The following is a 17,974-nucleotide window of genomic DNA, read 5'->3' on the forward strand; positions in this document are numbered from 1 at the left end:
CAGGAAGGCGGTGATCCCGCGCGGGCCGTCCTCGCCGGTGCGGGCCATGACGGTGTAGAAGTCGGCGATGCCGCCGTGCGTGATCCAGGCCTTGGTGCCGGTGATCACCCAGTCGTCGCCGTCCCGGACGGCCTTGGTACGCAACGAGGCCGCGTCGGAGCCGGAGGCCGGCTCGGACAGGCAGTAGGCGCCGAGCAGCCCGCCGCCGAGCATCGCGGGCAGGTGCTCGACCTGCTGCTCCTTGGTGCCGTAGGCGGCGAGGGCGTAGGAGGCGAGGGTGTGCACACTGACGCCGAGGCCGACCGTCAGCCGGGCCATGGCGAGCTCTTCGAGGACCTGGAGGTAGACCTCGTAGGGCTGGTCGCCGCCGCCGTACTCGGAGTCGTAGGGCAGGCCGAGCAGCCCCGACTGCGAGAGCAGGGTGAAGACGTCGCGCGGGAAGCGCCCCGCGTCCTCCTCCCCGGCCGCGTGCGGGGCGATCTCGCGCTGCGCGATGTCGCGGACGAGCGAGATCAGATCCCGGGCCTCGTCCGTGGGCAGTAGCCGGTCCACCGGCTGCGGGGCGCGGTCGGGCATGGCGACGCTCTCCTCCCTTTCGGGCGCTGCGGCGGGCGCACGCCATGGGTGGGGCGGCTCCGCCGGGTCTCACTGATGCGGCCGATGCTCCTACTTCCGGGTCACGAAAGCTGCTGACCAGCGGCTGCGCGCTGTGAGTATGCCCGATCGGAGGCACCACGTCACCGGTTAACGACCGCTTACTTCAGGAATTCCCCGCAGGGCGAGATTGGTCCGCACCATTGACCCAACTGGTCTAGTCCTCCTACTGTGACGGATCACCAGCGCCTCATCGCGTTCATGCCAATGGGCAGTCCCCCTCTCCCCCACGAGGAGACAACCCGATGCCCATCCGCCTCAGTCCCCGCGTCCGCTTCCGGGCGCTCGTCGCCGCCGCCTGTTCCGCCGCCCTCGGCGCCGGGCTCCTGACCGGCGTCGGCACCGCCACCGCCGCCCCGACCGCGGAGAAGGCCGCCGGCTCCAAGGTCGTCGGCTACTTCACCGAATGGGGCACCTACGACCGCAAGTACCTGGTCAAGAACATCGAGACCTCCGGCTCCGGCGCCAAGCTCACCCACATCAACTACGCCTTCGGCAACGTCACCGGCGGCAAGTGCGCGATGGGTGACGCCTACGCCGCCACCGACCGCGCCCACACCGCCGCCGAGTCCGTGGACGGTGTCGCGGACACCTGGGACCAGCCGCTGCGCGGCAACTTCAACCAGTTGCGCAAGCTGAAGAAGAAGCACCCCGACCTCAAGATCCTGTGGTCGTTCGGCGGCTGGACCTGGTCGGCCGGCTTCACCGAGGCCGCGCGCAACCCGGCCGCCTTCGCCCAGTCCTGCTACGACCTGGTCGAGAACTCCAAGTGGGCGGACGTCTTCGACGGCATCGACATCGACTGGGAGTACCCGAACGCCTGCGGCGCCACCTGCGACACCAGCGGCCGGGCGGCGTTCAAGAACCTGATGTCCGCCGTCCGGGCCAAGTTCGGCTCCGGCAACCTGGTCACCGCGGCGATCACCGCCGACGCCACCCCCGGCGGCAAGATCGACGCCGCCGACTACGCGGGGGCGGCGCAGTACGTCGACTGGTACAATCCGATGACGTACGACTTCTTCGGCGCCTGGGACGCGGCGGGACCGACCGCGCCGCACTCGCCGCTGACCTCGTACACCGGCATCCCGAAGCCGAACCTGCACAGCTCGGCGACCATCGCCAAGCTCAAGGGGCTCGGCATCCCGTCCTCCAAGCTGCTCCTCGGCATCGGCTTCTACGGCCGGGGCTGGACCGGCGTCACCCAGGCGGCACCCGGCGGCACGGCGACCGGTCCTGCGGCGGGAACGTACGAGCCGGGGATCGAGGACTACAAGGTGCTGAAGACCAAGTGCCCGGCGAACGGCACGGTGGCCGGCACCGCCTACGCCAAGTGCGGGAACGACTGGTGGAGTTACGACACCCCCGCGACCATCGCGACCATCGCGACCAAGATGACGTACAAGAACCAGCAGGGTCTGGGCGGCACGTTCTTCTGGGAGCTGAGCGGGGACACCGCGAACGGTGAGCTGATCAAGGCGATCAAGTAGCCGACGGACGCGAGGAGGGGCGGAGATCCGGGTGGACCTCCGCCCCTCCTTCTTCTGTTCGGGCTTCTGTTCAGGCGTCCCGGCGGGCCGGCTCCGGGGCCGGGTACGACGGGTCGAGTTCCTCGATGGCCCGCATGGCGCCGCCCAGGGTCTTGACCAGCAGGTCGCGCATGGTGTCGCGGGTGAGGTCGGCGCGGTCGATCCAGTCGAGGGTGGCGCCCTCGACGCCGCACACCCAGGTGAGCAGGCCCATCCGCGCGAGCGGGGCGATCTCCCCGTGCCCGTACGCCCCTTCGGCGATGGTCGTCACCATGGCCTCGCGCACCCCGTCCCGGATCGCCTGCACCTCGGTGTCGAAGCCGACACCGCCGCTGACGATCGTGCGGTACGCGGCGTGATTGTTCTCGGCGTAGCGCAGATAGCCGTCGATCGTGCGGTGCACCCGGTCCACGGGGGCGAGTTCCAGACCGCCGGCGGCGAAGGTGACCAGGTCGGTGACCGAGTCCTGGACGATGGCCAGGTAGTAACCGCGTTTGGACTGGAAGTAGTAGTAGATCAGCCCCTTGGCGACGTGGGCCTGCCGGGCGATGTCGTCCATCGAGAGCGCGTCGTACGACGTGTCGGCGAACAATCTCCGCCCGATGGCGATGAGTTCGGCGCGGCGTGCCGCCGAACGCTCCGTGCCGCGCGCCCGGGGCCGGGCGGCGTCGCGCTGTTGGCTGATATTCAATTTCGACCCTGGTTCAACGGGCGGCGGGACAAGCGCAGTATGGCAGGTCCGTCCGCAGGTCAGGTCACAGCAGTCCCACCTGCGTCAGGAGCATCGCGAGCACCACGACGAGGGTCCAGCCCACGATGTGTTCGACGATCTTCGGGCCGTCGTCCTTGGGGCCGCCGGTTCGGACGCGGGCGGCAGTGGCTGACTGTGCGCTCATGATCTCTCGCTGGTCTCGTGCGTGCGGTGGACTCCCCCCACCTATCTGTCCACCTTGCCACCGCCGGCGGCATTTGTGACGGAGACGTTGGTCACAGCACAACGGCTCCCGGCGCGAAGCCGGGAGCCGTCGGGACCGGTGCGGCGGTCACCCGCCGCCGGTGTCAGCGCACCCCCACCGCCGCGAGTGCCAGCCGCTGGCGGGCGGTCGGACGGGCCGGGAAGTACAGGTAGCAGACGCCGCCGGTGCCGGAGACGACGTTGCCGGAGGCGTTGTAGCGCTTGGTGCGGAGCCAGATGTTCTCCCACTCGCGCCGGTCGTAGACCCGACGCACCGCCTGGTTGCTCGGTGACGCCGGGTCGTTCGCGATCACGTCGCCGTCGGCGGTGAAGCCGATCACGGTCATCAGATGGCCGGCGGTGCCGTAGCCCGCGCCGGTCAGCTCCTTCTCCAGGAACGACTGGGACGTTATGGCCGGGATTCCGGCCGCGATCAGCGTCTCCAGGTCGGTGAGCGAGCCGAGCCGGGTGACCACGCCCTGCAGACCGGGGAAGGTCGAGGCGTAGGCGGCGTTGAACGGCCAGTTGCCGCAGCCCGCGTACTGGTAGTCGTAGGTGTACCGGGCCGCGTGGCAGACCTGCGGGTCGGCGAAGTCCGGATCGACCCAGGACAGCTGCTCCTGGCTGAGCCGGCCGCCCCAGTACTCGACGATCATCTGCGAGGAGGTGGGGCTGCACCAGGCCTCGCCGCCGTTGTCGTACTCCGGGTACTGCCCCTTGTGAATCTCCTGTGAGTACCTCGGCGCGGCCAGTTCCTTGGCCAGGCGCGGCTCGGAGGCCGGGACCGTGAATCGGTCCGGGATGTCGGAGCCCATCGCGCCGACCCGCCAGACCGTCGGCGTGACCCGGGTGCCGGGCTTGCGGTAGAGCGTCAGACGCAGCCGGTACGAGGTCAGGCGCAGACCCGACGCCGGGTCGTCGACGGAGAAGGTGTCCGTCCAGATGGTGCTCTTGCCGTCGGTCTGGTCGTCCACCGACGTGCGCCTGATGTCCTCGTCACCGGCCGCCCAGCGCCCCATGACGTACCAGGGCGTGTCCGTGCCGTCGGAGTAGGTGCCGCGCAGGTCGACCTGGATCCAGGTGCCGGAAGGGGTGTGCGCGTTCCAGGAGGCGATCACCTCCGTGGCGGGGACGGCGAGCCGGTGGACCGGGCCGGTCCACGTCGCGTACTCCCAGGTGGAGGTCGTGCCGGTGTGCGGATCGGGGTAGCTGGTGGTGCCGGCCCGCGAGGCGATCACCACGCCGGGGCGGGTGCCGTCGACGGCACGGGTGCCCTGGGTGGATCCGGCGCGCCAGTCGGCGTACGTCGTCCAGAAACGGTTGTCCACCGGGCGGGCCGGCACCTTCGCGAGGCCGGCCGTCACCGGGTCGTCGGCGTCGGCGGACGGGGTGGCCACGGCCGGGCCCGCACTGCCCGCGACGGCGGCGGCGACCGCTGCGGCCAGGAGGGCTCTGCGTGAGGGCTGTTCGGCTCTGCTCATGGGCGGGTTGACTCCCAGGGTCCGAGTCGGGGCAGGTCCAGTGCACGGATGTGTGCGCCAACTATGGCCGCAGGAAGCCGCCACTGCCAGCACGTCGAGGCATGCCACGCCCGGCAATATTGGTCGGGACCACTGGCATGAGCTGGGAGATGATGGGGACGTGTCGCACTCGTACCGCATTGCCCCGGCCACCGCGCTGCCCGAACTCGCCCGCCTGCTGCGCGAGCTGCCGCCGTCCTGCGGCCCCGTGCGCCTGATCGGCGTCGACGGGCACGCGGGCTCCGGAAAGAGCACGCTCGCCGGGCAGTTGGCGGACGCGCTGGGCGGCGCACCCGTCCTGCACCTCGACGACATCGCCAGCCACGACGAGCTGTTCGCCTGGACCCAGCGTCTGATCGACCAGGTGATCGAGCCCCTCGGGCGGGGCGAGACCGCGCACTACACCCCCTACGACTGGCGGGCCCGCCGGTTCGGGCCGCCCCGTCCGCTGCCGCCCGCGCCGGTGGTCCTCGTCGACGGCGTCGGCGCCGGCCGGCGTGCCCTGCGTCCGTTCCTGACACATCTGCTGTGGCTGGAGTTTTCGCATGAGGACGCCTGGGCGCGAGGACAGTTGCGGGACGGGGAGGAACAGCGGGAGTTCTGGGACGGTTGGGTGCGAGCGGAACGGCGGCATTTCGACGAGGACCCTTCCCGCCCCTTCGCCGACTTGCTGGTGCGTCCGTTGCCCACGGGATATGAGGTGCTGCCGGGGCCTGGGCGATCACCTGGTCCGGACCAGGATGTGACGCACGGTGACGGGCCGTCCGCAATGTGCTGAACTCGTGAAGAGCCTTGCGGCCGAATTGGCCGACTGCCTCAACTCGGCTTGACCGGGGGGCCGTACAGGTCTTACGTTCTCAATGTGCGGCCAAAGGTGGTCGCCGGCAGACGCGAAGCCCCCGGTTGTTCCCCCGTGATCGGGGGCTTCGTTCTGCCCTCTTCACTTCCGGCAGGCGCTCCGCGGCGCGATCCGCTCACCCTCGGTCACGACGCGACCGCGCCCCATCTGCTCCCACCTCGCCGAACGCCCCCTCGCCGCACCCTACGGCGGGCACCGACCCGACGGTACGATGCCCTCGGTGCGACCTGTGGATGCTGCTCCGCGCACCGTTGCAACTCCGGTCCGCAGCACAGCGGTTCGACATGAGTCGGCCGGCGGGCGACGGCCCGGCGGCGAACCAGCGGGGGCACGGTTTGTGGGGGGACGGGATGGACTTCGGCACGCAGGGCCTCGAGGCCCCGGCCGACCTGGCCTGGCTGCGCGGTGTGGACGCGTACACCATGGGCGCGTACCCGCAGGCGGAGGAGGAGTTCCGGGCCGCGGTGCGGCTGGACCCCGCCATGGCCGACGGCTGGCTCGGGTTACACGCGCTGCGGGTGGACACGACGACCGCGCTGCTGCGGATGTTCCGGCACCGCGACCGCTTCGGCGAACAGCGCACCCGGCACCGGCGCACACTCAACTCCTGGTACTGGCTGGGCTGGTGGGTACAACCCGTGCTGGAGAGCCCGCGCGACCTGCTGCTCGCGCACGCCTCGCACTGGCTTGACGGCCGCCACGTCCCCGAGCTCGACCGCGCCCTCGCGGGCCTGCCCCCCATAGACACCGACCCCCAGGTACGTTTCCTGCACGCCTGCCGTGCCTATCTGGTCAAGGACTGGGAGCAGTTGGTACGGCACACCGACCCGCTGCTGGACGATCCGCTGCTCGGTATCGAGGCCGGCCTCTTCGGCGGTATGGCCCGGGTCCGCCTGGAGATGTACGGGCAGGCCGAGCCGCTGCTGTCGGCGGCCCTGATGCGCTGCCGCAGTGAACAGCCGCAGCGCAAGGAACTGCGCTACTGGCTCGCCCGAGCCCACGAGGGCACCGGCCGCTCCGCCGCCGCGCTCCCCCTGTACCGGGCGGTGCACCGCGTCGACCCGGCCTTCATGGACACCTCCGCCCGGCTCGCGGCGATCGCCGAGGGCGACGGATACGACGACTCCGCCGACTTCGCCTCGATCACGCTCACCGGTGCCGGGGACGTGGTCGACGGTCCCGACATGCTCGATCCGCTGTTCGGCACCGAAGGCCGGGACATGAGACTCCCCGACGCCGGGCCGCCCACCGGTCCCCCGCCGCCGGTCCCCGATCCGGCGGTACGGGAGAGGACCGTGCTGCCCTCCCAGCCGCTGCCCGCCGGTCCCACCGACCCCGGCTTACTGGAGCAGGCGCTCGCCGAGCTGGAGCGCATGGTGGGCCTGGAGCCGGTGAAGCGCCAGGTCAAGGCGTTGTCGGCACAGTTGAACATGGCCCGGCTGCGGGCCGGTCAGGGCCTGCCGGTGCAGCCGCCCAAGCGACACTTCGTCTTCTCCGGCCCCTCCGGCACCGGGAAGACCACGGTCGCCCGCATCCTGGGCCGGGTCTTCTACGCCCTCGGGCTGCTCGGCGGCGACCACCTCGTGGAGGCACAGCGGGCGGACCTGGTGGGCGAGTATCTCGGGCAGACCGCGGTGAAGGCCAACGAGCTGATCGACTCGGCGCTCGGCGGCGTGCTCTTCGTCGACGAGGCGTACTCGCTGTCCAACTCGGGTTACGGCAAGGGCGACGCCTACGGCGACGAGGCGCTCCAGGTGCTGCTGAAGCGGGCCGAGGACAACCGGGACCACCTGGTGGTGATCCTGGCCGGCTACCCGGAGGGCATGGACCGCCTCCTCGCCGCGAACCCCGGACTGTCCTCCCGCTTCACGACCCGCGTGGACTTCCCCTCGTACCGGCCCCTCGAACTCACCGCGATCGGCGAGGTGCTGGCCGCGGAGAACGGGGACGCGTGGGACCAGGAGTCGCTGGACGAGCTGCGGTCGATCGCGGGGCACGTGGTCGACCAGGGGTGGATCGACGAGCTGGGCAACGGGCGATTCCTGCGCACCCTGTACGAGAAGAGCTGCGCGTACCGGGACCTGCGGTTGTCCACCTGTCCGGGGGTGCTGTCGCGCGAGGACCTGGCCACGCTGCGGCTGCCGGATCTGATGCAGGCGTACGGAGAGGTGCTGTCGGGCAGGGGGCCGCAGGACCCGTCACCCATGTGACGGACCCCACGGCCTCGACGCGTCCGGCCGGCGGCTCAGCCGGCCAGTACCTCCTCACCGGAACGGGGCTCGGACATCACGGGCGCGAGCGGCAGCTCCCGGTGCGCCGGATCCGTCACCTCCCCGACCAGCAGCTCCAGTACGTCCTCCAGGGCGACCAGCCCCAGCACCCGCCCGGAACCGTCCGCCACCTGCGCCAGATGGGTGGCGGCCCGGCGCATGACGGTGAGCGCGTCGTCCAGGGGCAGCTCGGACCGGAGCGTCGTCATGGGCCGCCACAGATGCTGCGGAACGGCCCGCTCCGACTCCTCCAGGTCGAGGACGTCCTTCACATGCAGGTACCCCATGAAGGCCCCGTTCCCGGCGGCCACCGGGAAGCGGGAGTACCCGGTGCGGGCGGTCAGCTCGATGATCCGGCCGGGCGTCACCGCAGGGCTGACCGTGACCAGCGACTCGCGCCGCAGAAGCACGTCGGTGACCGGGCGCGAGCCCAGTTCCAGCGCGTCCTCCAGACGTTCGGCCTCCTCGGGGTCGAGCAGGCCGGCCTGACCGGCGTCCTCCACGAGCCGGTTGAGCTGCTCGCTGGTGAACACCGCCTCGACCTCGTCCTTGGGTTCGACCCGGAAGAGCCGCAGCACGCCCTGGGCGCAGGCGCCGAGGGCCACCGTGATCGGCCGGCAGACGCGGGCGAAGCCGACCAGGCCGGGGCTCAGCCACAGCGCCGCCCTCTCCGGCGCCGCCATCGCCAGGTTCTTCGGGAGCATCTCGCCGATCACGAGGTGGAAGAAGACGACAGTGGCGAGGGCGATGACGTACCCCAGCGGGTGGATCACCGCGTGCGGCATGTGGACCCAGCCGAAGACCGGTTCCAGCAGACGCGCCACCGTTGGCTCGGCGACCGCGCCCAGGGTCAGCGAACAGATGGTGATGCCGAACTGGGCGGCGGCCATCATCTGCGGCAGCCGTTCCAGTCCGTACAGCACCTGGCGGGCCCGGGTCGTGCCCAGCGGTTCGATCTGACTGCGGCGGACCGAGACCAGCGCGAACTCGGCGCCGACGAAGAAGCCGTTGGCGAGCACGAGCAGTGCCGCGAACAGCAGCTGGAGCACGCTCATCGCACGGCCTCCCTCACCGGGGCGGTGCGCACGATGCGCACCCGCTCGGCGCGGTAGTGCCCGATCTGGCGCACGGACAGCCGCCAGCCGGGCAGTTCGGCGCGGTCGCCGACGGCCGGGATCCGGCCGAGCAGGCCGGCGACCAGGCCGGCGACCGTCTCGTAGGGCCCCTCGGGCACGTCGAGGCCGATGCGCCGCAGGGCGTCGACCCGGCAGCTGCCGTCGGCGTCCCAGGCCGGGCGGCCGTCCTCCGGCGGGGCGGCGGCCAGTTCGGGCAGGTCGTGCCCGTCGTGCTCGTCCCGGACCTCGCCGACGAGTTCCTCGACGATGTCCTCCAGCGTGACGACACCGGCCGTGCCGCCGTACTCGTCGACGACGATCGCGATGGGCTGCTCACGGCGCAACCGGGCGAGCAGCGGCTGCACCGGCAGCGTCTCGGGGACCAGCAGCGGCGACTTGGCGATCCGGCCGACGGGGGTGCGCAGCCGCTCCGGCGCGGAGACGGCGAGCGCGTCCTTCAGGTGGACCATGCCGACGACCTCGTCGATCCGGTCCCGGTAGACCGGGAAGCGGGACAGCCCGGTGGCCCGGGTGAGGTTGACCACGTCCGCGGCGGTCGCCGAGGACTGCAGGGCGCTCACCTTCACGCGCGGGGTCATCACGTGCTGCGCGGTCAGCTCGCCGAGCGACAGCGTGCGCACGAAGAGGTCCGCGGTGTCCTGCTCCAGGGCTCCGGCGCGCGCGGAGTGCCGGGCCAGGGAGACGAGCTCCCCCGGGGTGCGGGCGGAGGCCAGCTCCTCGGTGGGCTCGACACCGAGGGCGCGGACGAGGCGGTTGGCGACGGAGTTCAGAGCGGCGATCACCGGCCTGAACGCGCGTGCGAACAGATGCTGCGGGCCGGCGACGAAGCGCGCGACCTGCATGGGGCGGGACACCGCCCAGTTCTTGGGGACGAGCTCACCGACCACCATCTGCACGGCCGAGGCCAGCAGCATGCCGATGGCCACAGCCACTCCGGACACCGCGCCCTCAGGGATGCCGACGGCCGTGAGGGGGCCGTCCAGCAACGCGGCGAGGGCCGGTTCGGCGAGCATGCCGACGACCAGGGAGGTGATGGTGATGCCGAGTTGGGTGCCGGAGAGCTGGAACGACAGCTCCTTCAGCGACTCGACGACCCGGTGGGCCCGCCGGTCGCCCTCGGCGGCGGCCTTCTCGGCGTCCGGGCGATCGACCGTCACGAGGCCGAACTCGGCCGCGACGAAGAAGCCGTTGGCGAGGATGAGCAGGAACGCGGCTGCCAGAAGCAGCAAGGGGAGGGTCATGATGCCGCCGCCTCCGCGCTGTGTCGGCAGGGGGCGGCGCAGGTACTACAGGACGATCCGTCCATCGCCGGAGAGGGTCACTCCTCGGGTCGCAGGAACCCCTGTCCACCAGGCCGGCACAACAGGGGCGGAGGCGTCACGAAAAACGCCTCCGCCAACAGATTAATCAAGACACCGACCGGTTCGGCAGGGTGAAGTGCTCCGAGTCAGGCCCGATGTTCCCCGGAACGGGCCTCGACCAGCGTCCGCAGCGCCCGCGCGTCGGCGATGGCCTGCGCCTTGGCGATGCCGGGCTGGATGCCGATCGCGGCCAGGCTGGTGCCGTCGCTGAGGTCCAGGAACACCCACGGGTCGCCGACCCGCAGATGCACCTGCACGATCTCGGCCCACTCAAGGCGGCGCGTGCTGGCGAAGTTCACGACGGTGACGCCGGTCTCGTCCGCGACGACCTTCGGGCGGGCGAGCATCAGCGCCACGCCCGCCAGCATGGCGGCCGTGAAGATGAAGCTGAGCCGCTCACCGGGGCCGAGCCGGTCCAGCAGCAGGGCGATCGTCGACACGACGACGAAGGTCACGACGGCTGCGGTGAGCAGCACGGCGCGGGTGCGGCCCGGCCGGAAGGTGACGGGCAGCGTGGGCAGATCCGACATGGGGTGCGGTGTCTCTCAGAGGCGGCAGGCGTGGATGGCGGTGGTCAGGATGGCCCGGGCGCCGATCTCGTAGAGGTCGTCCATGATCCGCTGGGCGTCCTTGGCGGGGACCATGGCCCGGACGGCGACCCAGCCCTCGTTGTGCAGCGGCGAGATGGTCGGCGACTCCAGGCCGGGCGTGAGCGCGACGGCCTTCTCCAGCTGCTCCACGCGGCAGTCGTAGTCCATCATCACGTACGTCCGTGCCACCAGGACGCCCTGGAGCCGGCGCAGGAACTGCTGCACCTTGGGCTCCTCGCCGTCCGCGCCGGTACGGCGGATGACGACGGCCTCGGACTTCATGATCGGCTCCCCGACGACCTCCAGGCCCGCGTTGCGCAGGCTGGTGCCGGTCTCGACGACGTCCGCGATGACCTGGGCCACGCCGAGCTGGATGGCCGTCTCGACGGCGCCGTCGAGGTGGACGACGGAGGCGTCGATGCCGTTGTCGGCGAGGTGCCGGGCGACGATGCCCTCGTAGGAGGTGGCGACCGTCATGCCCTTGAGGTCCGCCAGGCCGCCGAGGGTGCCGGGCTTGGTGGCGTAGTGGAAGGTGGAGCGGGCGAAGCCGAGCGGCAGGATCTCCTCGGCGTCGGCGGCGGAGTCGATCAGCAGGTCGCGGCCGGTGATGCCGATGTCGAGCTTCCCGGAGGCGACGTAGATCGCGATGTCCCGGGGGCGGAGGTAGAAGAACTCGACGTCGTTCACCGGGTCGACGATCCGCAGCTCCTTGGACTCGCGGCGCTGCTGGTAGCCGGCCTCATGCAGCATGTCCGCCGCAGGGCCGGAGAGGGAACCCTTGTTGGGGACGGCGATGCGCAGCATGAGGTCGGCTTCCTTCGTTCGGGGTGTTTCGCTGTGTGCTGTGGGGCGGGCTCAGAGATGGGCGTAGACGTCGTCGAGGGAGATCCCGCGCGCGACCATCATCACCTGGACGTGGTACAGCAGCTGCGAGATCTCCTCGGCGGCCGCCTCCTTGCCCTCGTACTCGGCGGCCATCCAGACCTCGGCGGCCTCTTCGACGACCTTCTTGCCGATGGCGTGGACGCCCTTCTCGACCAGCTCCGCGGTGCGGGAGGTGGCGGGATCGCCGTGGGCGGCCTTGTGCTGGAGCTCGGTGAAGAGCTCCTCGAACGTCTTCTTGGACATGGTGACGCCCACTCTACGGGTTGTGCCGCGCGACCTAACGCCAGGGTTCAGATACTGAACGGAGCGTAGCCGCGGTCGCCACCGCCGCCGTCACCGCCTCGTGCCCCTTGTCCTCCTGGGAGCCCTCCAGACCGGCCCGGTCCAGGGCCTGCTCCTCGGTGTCGCAGGTGAGGACGCCGAAGCCGACGGGGACGCCGGTGTCGACGGACACCTGGGTCAGGCCCTGGGTGACGCCCTGACACACGTACTCGAAGTGGGGGGTGCCGCCGCGGATGACGACTCCGAGGGCGACGATCGCGTCGTAGCCGCGGCCCGCGAGGACCTTGGCGACGACCGGGAGTTCCCAGCTGCCGGGGACCCGCAACAGGGTCGGTTCGTCGATGCCCAGATCGTGCAGGGCGCGTAGCGCCCCGTCCACCAGGCCGTCCATCACCTTCTCGTGCCATTGCGCCGCGACGACGGCGACCCGAAGGTCACCCACATTGCGTACGGACAGTTCCGGTGCGCCCTTGCCGCTCACGATTCTCCTCGGTTGTTCTCTTACTGGTCGCCGCAGCTGGTCACGGCAGGCGTGTCCAGCCAGGGCAGGTCGTGGCCCATTCGGTCCCGCTTGGTGCGCAGGTACCGGAGGTTGTGCTCGCCCGCCTGTACGGGCATCGGCTCGCGCTCGGTGACGTCGATGCCGTGCCGGACGAGCGCGTCCGTCTTCTCGGGGTTGTTGGTCATCAGGCGGACGCTGCGCACGCCGAGGTCCGCCAGGATCTGCGCCCCGGCCGCGTAGTCGCGGGCGTCGGCGGGCAGACCCAGTTCCAGGTTGGCGTCGAGGGTGTCCCGGCCGCGCTCCTGGAGCTCGTACGCCCGGAGCTTGGACAGCAGGCCGATGCCGCGGCCCTCGTGTCCGCGCAGGTAGACCACCACACCGCGGCCCTCGGCCTGGATGCGCTCCAGGGAAGCCTCCAGCTGGGGGCCGCAGTCGCAGCGCAAGGAGTGGAAGACGTCGCCGGTGAGGCATTCGGAGTGGAGGCGGACCAGGACGTCCGCGCCGTCGCCGAGGTCGCCGTGCACGAGGGCGACGTGCTCGACACCGTCGACGATGGAGCGGTAACCGTACGCCGTGAAGGTGCCGTGGACGGTGGGGAGCCGGGTCTGGGCCTCGCGGCGGACGGTGGGCTCGGAGCTGCGGCGGTAGGCGATCAGATCCTCGATGGAGATGATCGTCAGGCCGTGCTTGCGGGCGAACGGGACCAGCTCGGGCAGGCGCAGCATCTGGCCGTCCTCGCCGGCGATCTCGACGATCGCGCCGGCCGGACGCAGGCCCGCGAGGCGGGCGAGATCGACCGCGGCCTCGGTGTGGCCGTTGCGCGTGAGGACGCCGCCGGACCTGGCGCGCAGCGGGAAGATGTGGCCGGGCCGGACGAGGTCGGTGGGCTCGGCGGTGCCGCTCGCGAGCAGGCGCAGCGTGGCCGCCCGGTCGGAGGCGGAGATGCCGGTGGTCACACCGTGCGCGGCGGAGGCGTCCACGGAGACGGTGAAGGCGGTCTTCATCGACTCCGTGTTGTCCTCGACCATCTGCGGGAGCCGCAGCCGGTCCAGTTCCTCGGCCTCCATGGGGGCGCAGATCAGCCCGCGGCACTCGCTCATCATGAAGGCGATGATCTCGGGGGTCGCCTTCTCGGCGGCGATGACGAGGTCGCCCTCGTTCTCGCGGTCCTCGTCGTCGACGACCACGACCGGGCGCCCGGCCGCGATGTCGGCGACGGCCTGCTCCACGGGATCGAGGGTGAGGTCGACCGGATCTTCGGCGTATTCGGTGTATTCGGTGCTGTACAGGACGGGGGCCGCGGTCATGCCGGTGCTCCTTCCAGGACGGGCCGCGTGTCCCTGCGGGAGCGCAGCCACCAGTCGCGCATGCCCCACAGGACGAGTGCGCCGTAGATGACGTAGACGAAGCCGGAGAAGGCGAAGCCGTTGGCGAAGTTCAGCGGCACGCCGACCAGGTCGACGAGCAGCCAGGCGAACCAGAACTCGACCATGCCGCGCGCCTGGGCGTACATGGCGACGACGGTGCCGACGAAGATGTAGGCGTCCGGCCAGGGGTCCCAGGACAGGGACGGGTAGGCGGTGAACAGGCCGCCGACCGCGAGGGTGCCGAGCGCCGCCGCGCCGAGCAGCGCACCACGCTCGCGCCAGGTGGCGAAGCGGACGGCGACAGAGCCGTCCTGCGCCTGCTGCCGGCCGCGGTTCCACTGCCAGAAGCCGAAGCCGGCGACGAGCATGACGACGATCTGCTTGCCCGCGCTGCCCGAGAGGTGGGCGGTGGCGAAGGCCGCGAAAAGGACCAGGCCGGAGACGAACTGGGCGGGCCAGGTCCAGATCGAGCGGCGCCAGCCGAGCGCCAGGGCGAACAGACCGATCACGTTGCCGATCATGTCCGACCACTTGATGTGCTGTCCGAAGAGCGTGAACGCCTCGGAGTTGAGCCAGTTCACCGGGCGGCCCCCTGACCGGCCATCAGCCGCTCCACGTACTTGGCGATGACGTCGACCTCGAGGTTGACCGGGTCGCCGGGCTGCTTGAGTCCCAGGGTGGTCAGGGCGAGGGTGGTGGGGATCAGGCTGACGGTGAAGAAGTCCGGGCCTGCCTCGACGACGGTCAGGCTGATGCCGTCGACGGTGATGGAGCCCTTCTCCACGACATAGCGCGCGAGATCCGCCGGGAGCGAGATCTTGACGATCTCCCAGTGCTCGGAGGGGGTGCGCTCCAGCACGGTGCCGGTGCCGTCGACGTGGCCCTGCACGATGTGGCCGCCCAGACGGGCGCCCACGGCGGTGGGCCGTTCGAGGTTGACGCGGGAGCCCACGGTGAGGACGCCCAGGCTGGAACGCTTGAGGGTCTCGGCCATGACGTCGGCGGTGAACTCGTCGCCCTCGTGTTCGACGACCGTGAGACACACGCCGTTGACGGCGATGGAGTCGCCGTGCTGTGCCCCTTCGGTGACGACGGGGCCACGGAGCCGGAAGCGGGAGGCGTCGCCGAGGTTCTCGACGGCGGTGATCTCGCCCAGCTCTTCGACGATTCCGGTGAACACTTCCCGGGTCCTCCTGCCATTTCGGGCACGGACTCCGGGGCTGTCGAGACGACAGGATCACGAGCGAGGACACCGGGGCGACGCCGGACGGACTCGCCCCGCAACGGGACGATCACGGTCGGCGGCGCGCACGAATGCCCGCTCGCCGCGCACTGCCTCCCATCCGGACTTTAACCGTCGGTCCAGGAATTTCACCTGGTCAACCGGTCGCTGGAGGCGACCGGGTCGCGGACTGTAACCGCCGGTTCGGACTTTCACCGACCCCGGAGTGCGCTGCTACTGGTACAGGGCCAGTGTGCCACGACCGATCGAGGTCCATACAGACGCGCGATGTGGGGTGGCTCACAGGCCACGTCGATGGACTTCGCCGACGGGCCGCGTCGCGCTCCAACTCCCGCAAACGGATGCCCGCTTGAAATTGGTACAGACCTATTGACGCACTGGTCTAGTCCTCTCTAGGGTCTGCGCAACTCCGTGGAGAGGAACCGATCGTGCTGTCCCCCTCACGTCACAGATCCAGACCTGCCCTCCTCGCCGCCGCCGGGGCGGTCGCCGGCCTCGTCCTCGCGAGCCTCCCCGCCACCGTCTCGCACGCCGCCGACCAGGAGTCCTGCCGCCCCGAGGGCCTGTACCGGACCACCGGCGTGGACGTCCCCTACTGCTCGGTCTACGACTCGGCCGGCCGGGAGAGGATGGGCGCCGACCACCAGCGCCGGGTGATCGGCTACTTCACCGGCTGGCGCACCGGCAAGGACGGCACGCCCGCCTATCTGGCCTCGGACATCCCGTGGGACAAGATCACCCACATCAACTACGCCTTCGCGCACGTCGACGGCGGCAACGAGATCTCCGTCGGGACGGACGGCGCCACGAACCCGGCGACCGGAATGACCTGGCCGGGCGTCACCGGGGCCGAGATGGACCCGGCGCTCCCCTACAAGGGCCACTTCAACGTGCTGAGCAGATTCAAGAAACAGCACCCGGACGTCAAGACGCTGATCTCGGTCGGCGGCTGGGCCGAGACCGGCGGCCATTTCGACGACAACGGCACCCGGGTGAACTCCGGCGGCTTCTACTCGATGGCCACGAACGCCGACGGGTCGGTCAACCAGGCCGGCATCGACACCTTCGCCGATTCGGCGGTCGACTTCCTCAGGAAGTACGGCTTCAACGGCGTCGACATCGACTACGAGTACCCGACGACCATGAACGACGCGGGCCACCCGCTCGACTGGCCGATCGCCAACGCCCGCCGGGCCGGTCTGGTCAAGGGCTACGCCGCCCTGATGAAGACCCTGCGCGAGAGACTCGACCGCGCCGGCGCGGCGGACGGCCGGCACTATCTGCTGACGGTGGCGGCGCCGTCGTCCGGATACCTGCTGCGCGGCATGGAGACCTTCCAGGTCCAGAAGTACCTGGACTACGTCAACATCATGTCGTACGACCTGCACGGGGCCTGGAACGAGTACGTGGGCCCGAACGCCTCGCTCTTCGACGACGGTAAGGACGCGGAACTCGCGGCGGCGGGCGTCTACTCCACGTCCCAGTACGGCGGCATCGGCTATCTGAACACCGACTGGGCGTACCACTACTTCCGCGGCTCGATGCCGGCCGGGCGCATCAACATCGGCCTGCCCTACTACACCCGGGGGTTCAAGAACGTCACCGGCGGCACCGACGGTCTCTGGGGCAGGGCCCCCACCACGAACTGCCCGGCCGGTTCCGGTCTGACCAAGTGCGGTGACGGCGCGGTCGGCATCGACAACCTGTGGCACGACAAGGACGACAACGGCAGGGAGTCGCCCGCCGGTTCCAACCCGATGTGGCACGCCAAGAACCTGGAGAAGGGGGTCGTCGGCGACTACGTGACGCGGTACGGCCTCCCCGCCGGGACGACGCTGACCGGGACGTACGCCCGGAAGTACGACGCCACGCTGGTCGCGCCCTGGCTGTGGAACGCCGAGAAGAAGGTCTTCCTGTCCACGGAGGACGAGCAGTCCGTGCGCGCCAAGGCGGACTACGTGGTCGACCGGGGCATCGGCGGCACGATGATCTGGGAGCTGGCCGGCGACTACGGGTGGAACGCGGCCAAGGGACAGTACGAGCCGGGGTCGACGCTGACGACCGCGATGTACGAGAAGTTCAAGTCGGCCTCCCCGTACGGCGCGAAGCGGTCGACGATCGATCTGCCGGCCGAGGCGCTGAACATCGACGTGGAGTTCGGGCAGTTCCCGCTCGGCGACTCCAACTACCCCATCAGCCCCAAGCTGAAGATCACGAACCGGACGAGCACGACGCTGCCCGGCGGTACGGAGTTCCGGTTCGACTACGGCACCTCGGCGCCCGGCAACGCCAAGGACCAGTCGGGGTGGGGCACTTCGGTGATCCGCAGCGATCACACCGGGCCGAACGTCGGCGGCCTGAAGGGCGACCACCACCGGGTCTCGCTGAAGCTTCCGGGCTGGCAGACGCTGGCGCCGGGCGCCTCGGTGGAGCTGGACCTCGTGTACTACCTGCCGGTGTCGACGCCGTCGAACTGGACGGTGACCTTCGGCGGGAAGACGTACGCGCTGGCGGCGGACCTGGCGCGCGGGACGACGGTGGTGGAACCGGGGACGGGGACACCCACGCCGACGCCGACGCCCACGGCGAGCCCGACGGGCGGCACGGGGCAGTGCACGGCTCCGGCATGGAACGCCGTGACCGAGTACGGCGGAGGTGGCACGGTGGCCCATCGTGGGCACTCGTGGAAGGCCAAGTGGTGGACGAGGGGCGAGGAGCCCGGCACCACCGGTGAATGGGGGGTCTGGCAGGACCTCGGCGCCTGCTGACCCCGCTCGGAACGGGCCCGGCGGCGGTGACGACGGCCCTTGCCCGCCGCCGGGTC

17 protein-coding genes and 1 riboswitch are annotated in these 17,974 nt (G+C 70.5%); of the genes, 4 read left to right on the forward strand and 13 right to left on the reverse strand.

The features are described from left to right. Positions 1-576 (reverse strand): acyl-CoA dehydrogenase family protein (locus tag AB0O67_RS12825; RefSeq protein WP_365449145.1); only part of this gene is annotated, 576 nt, incomplete at its 3' end. Positions 577-899: 323 nt separating this feature from the next. On the opposite strand from AB0O67_RS12825, the gene AB0O67_RS12830 reads away from it, so the two are divergent. Further along, complete coding sequence (locus AB0O67_RS12830; RefSeq protein WP_365449147.1) at positions 900-2,141, forward strand: glycoside hydrolase family 18 protein; 1,242 nt, start codon at positions 900-902, stop codon at positions 2,139-2,141. 70 nt (positions 2,142-2,211) lie between these two features. Here AB0O67_RS12830 and AB0O67_RS12835 read toward each other — a convergent pair whose 3' ends face one another. From AB0O67_RS12835 to AB0O67_RS12845, 3 genes are all read right to left on the reverse strand, one after another. Next, entirely contained in the window at positions 2,212-2,871 is a 660-nt protein-coding gene (locus tag AB0O67_RS12835) for a TetR/AcrR family transcriptional regulator (protein ID WP_365449149.1), read from the reverse strand. 64 nt (positions 2,872-2,935) lie between these two features. Then, the gene (locus tag AB0O67_RS12840; protein ID WP_365449151.1) at positions 2,936-3,076 is read right to left on the reverse strand and encodes an SCO1431 family membrane protein; all 141 of its coding nucleotides are present in this window, start codon (positions 3,074-3,076) and stop codon (positions 2,936-2,938) included. A 163-nt stretch (positions 3,077-3,239) separates the two neighbouring features. After that, positions 3,240-4,616, reverse strand: a complete 1,377-nt coding sequence (locus AB0O67_RS12845) for a peptidase C39 family protein (RefSeq protein ID WP_365449153.1) — start codon at positions 4,614-4,616, stop codon at positions 3,240-3,242. A gap of 160 nt (positions 4,617-4,776) precedes the next feature. On the opposite strand from AB0O67_RS12845, the gene AB0O67_RS12850 reads away from it, so the two are divergent. Both AB0O67_RS12850 and AB0O67_RS12855 read left to right on the forward strand, forming a co-directional pair. Further along, a complete protein-coding gene (locus AB0O67_RS12850; protein WP_365449155.1) occupies positions 4,777-5,433 on the forward strand; it encodes a hypothetical protein in 657 nt (218 codons plus the stop codon). 431 nt (positions 5,434-5,864) lie between these two features. Then, entirely contained in the window at positions 5,865-7,724 is a 1,860-nt protein-coding gene (locus AB0O67_RS12855; RefSeq protein ID WP_365449229.1) for an AAA family ATPase, read from the forward strand. 35 nt (positions 7,725-7,759) lie between these two features. Here the strand turns inward: AB0O67_RS12855 and AB0O67_RS12860 are convergent, their stop codons facing one another. From AB0O67_RS12860 to AB0O67_RS12900, 9 genes are all read right to left on the reverse strand, one after another. Continuing rightward, positions 7,760-8,839, reverse strand: coding sequence for a hemolysin family protein (locus AB0O67_RS12860; protein WP_365449157.1), 1,080 nt, complete (start codon positions 8,837-8,839; stop codon positions 7,760-7,762). Beyond that, positions 8,836-10,161 (reverse strand): hemolysin family protein, encoded by a 1,326-nt coding sequence (locus tag AB0O67_RS12865; RefSeq protein ID WP_365449159.1) that lies wholly within the window; start codon positions 10,159-10,161, stop codon positions 8,836-8,838. Before AB0O67_RS12865 ends, AB0O67_RS12860 begins: the two co-directional genes overlap by 4 nt. A gap of 206 nt (positions 10,162-10,367) precedes the next feature. After that, the gene (locus AB0O67_RS12870; RefSeq protein WP_365449161.1) at positions 10,368-10,811 is read right to left on the reverse strand and encodes a PH domain-containing protein; all 444 of its coding nucleotides are present in this window, start codon (positions 10,809-10,811) and stop codon (positions 10,368-10,370) included. Between the two features lie 15 nt (positions 10,812-10,826). Continuing rightward, the gene (gene hisG / locus AB0O67_RS12875) at positions 10,827-11,675 is read right to left on the reverse strand and encodes an ATP phosphoribosyltransferase (RefSeq protein WP_365449163.1); all 849 of its coding nucleotides are present in this window, start codon (positions 11,673-11,675) and stop codon (positions 10,827-10,829) included. Between the two features lie 51 nt (positions 11,676-11,726). Next, on the reverse strand, positions 11,727-11,999 hold the full coding sequence (locus AB0O67_RS12880; RefSeq protein ID WP_048458133.1) for a phosphoribosyl-ATP diphosphatase: 273 nt from the start codon (positions 11,997-11,999) through the stop codon (positions 11,727-11,729). Between the two features lie 34 nt (positions 12,000-12,033). Next, on the reverse strand, positions 12,034-12,519 hold the full coding sequence (ribH, locus tag AB0O67_RS12885) for a 6,7-dimethyl-8-ribityllumazine synthase (protein ID WP_365449165.1): 486 nt from the start codon (positions 12,517-12,519) through the stop codon (positions 12,034-12,036). A gap of 20 nt (positions 12,520-12,539) precedes the next feature. Continuing rightward, positions 12,540-13,847: a bifunctional 3,4-dihydroxy-2-butanone-4-phosphate synthase/GTP cyclohydrolase II gene (locus AB0O67_RS12890; protein WP_365449167.1), complete on the reverse strand. Its 1,308-nt coding sequence runs from the start codon at positions 13,845-13,847 to the stop codon at positions 12,540-12,542. Next, the gene (locus AB0O67_RS12895) at positions 13,844-14,488 is read right to left on the reverse strand and encodes a nicotinamide mononucleotide transporter family protein (protein WP_365449169.1); all 645 of its coding nucleotides are present in this window, start codon (positions 14,486-14,488) and stop codon (positions 13,844-13,846) included. Before AB0O67_RS12895 ends, AB0O67_RS12890 begins: the two co-directional genes overlap by 4 nt. Further along, positions 14,485-15,087, reverse strand: coding sequence for a riboflavin synthase (locus tag AB0O67_RS12900; protein WP_365449171.1), 603 nt, complete (start codon positions 15,085-15,087; stop codon positions 14,485-14,487). The genes AB0O67_RS12895 and AB0O67_RS12900 overlap by 4 nt, the downstream gene beginning before the upstream one ends. A 145-nt stretch (positions 15,088-15,232) precedes the next feature. Further along, a riboswitch (FMN riboswitch) is annotated at positions 15,233-15,363 on the reverse strand. Between the two features lie 215 nt (positions 15,364-15,578). Between AB0O67_RS12900 and AB0O67_RS12905 the strand changes: the two genes are divergently transcribed. Then, entirely contained in the window at positions 15,579-17,918 is a 2,340-nt protein-coding gene (locus AB0O67_RS12905; RefSeq protein ID WP_365449173.1) for a chitinase C-terminal domain-containing protein, read from the forward strand. Positions 17,919-17,974: the final 56 nt, after the last annotated feature.

This window comes from Streptomyces sp. NPDC086077, assembly GCF_040686175.1.
Lineage (GTDB): Bacteria > Actinomycetota > Actinomycetes > Streptomycetales > Streptomycetaceae > Streptomyces.

Bases quoted from the DNA above. Each gene is read 5' to 3' on its own strand.
- AB0O67_RS12865 (WP_365449159.1), bottom strand. From the start codon at position 10,161: ATGACCCTCCCCTTGCTGCTTCTGGCAGCCGCGTTCCTGCTCATCCTC.
- AB0O67_RS12845 (WP_365449153.1), bottom strand. From the start codon at position 4,616: ATGAGCAGAGCCGAACAGCCCTCACGCAGAGCCCTCCTGGCCGCAGCG.
- hisG (WP_365449163.1), bottom strand. From the start codon at position 11,675: ATGCTGCGCATCGCCGTCCCCAACAAGGGTTCCCTCTCCGGCCCTGCG.
- AB0O67_RS12870 (WP_365449161.1), bottom strand. From the start codon at position 10,811: ATGTCGGATCTGCCCACGCTGCCCGTCACCTTCCGGCCGGGCCGCACC.
- AB0O67_RS12860 (WP_365449157.1), bottom strand. From the start codon at position 8,839: ATGAGCGTGCTCCAGCTGCTGTTCGCGGCACTGCTCGTGCTCGCCAAC.
- AB0O67_RS12855 (WP_365449229.1), top strand. From the start codon at position 5,865: ATGGACTTCGGCACGCAGGGCCTCGAGGCCCCGGCCGACCTGGCCTGG.
- AB0O67_RS12840 (WP_365449151.1), bottom strand. From the start codon at position 3,076: ATGAGCGCACAGTCAGCCACTGCCGCCCGCGTCCGAACCGGCGGCCCC.
- AB0O67_RS12830 (WP_365449147.1), top strand. From the start codon at position 900: ATGCCCATCCGCCTCAGTCCCCGCGTCCGCTTCCGGGCGCTCGTCGCC.
- AB0O67_RS12890 (WP_365449167.1), bottom strand. From the start codon at position 13,847: ATGACCGCGGCCCCCGTCCTGTACAGCACCGAATACACCGAATACGCC.
- AB0O67_RS12880 (WP_048458133.1), bottom strand. From the start codon at position 11,999: ATGTCCAAGAAGACGTTCGAGGAGCTCTTCACCGAGCTCCAGCACAAG.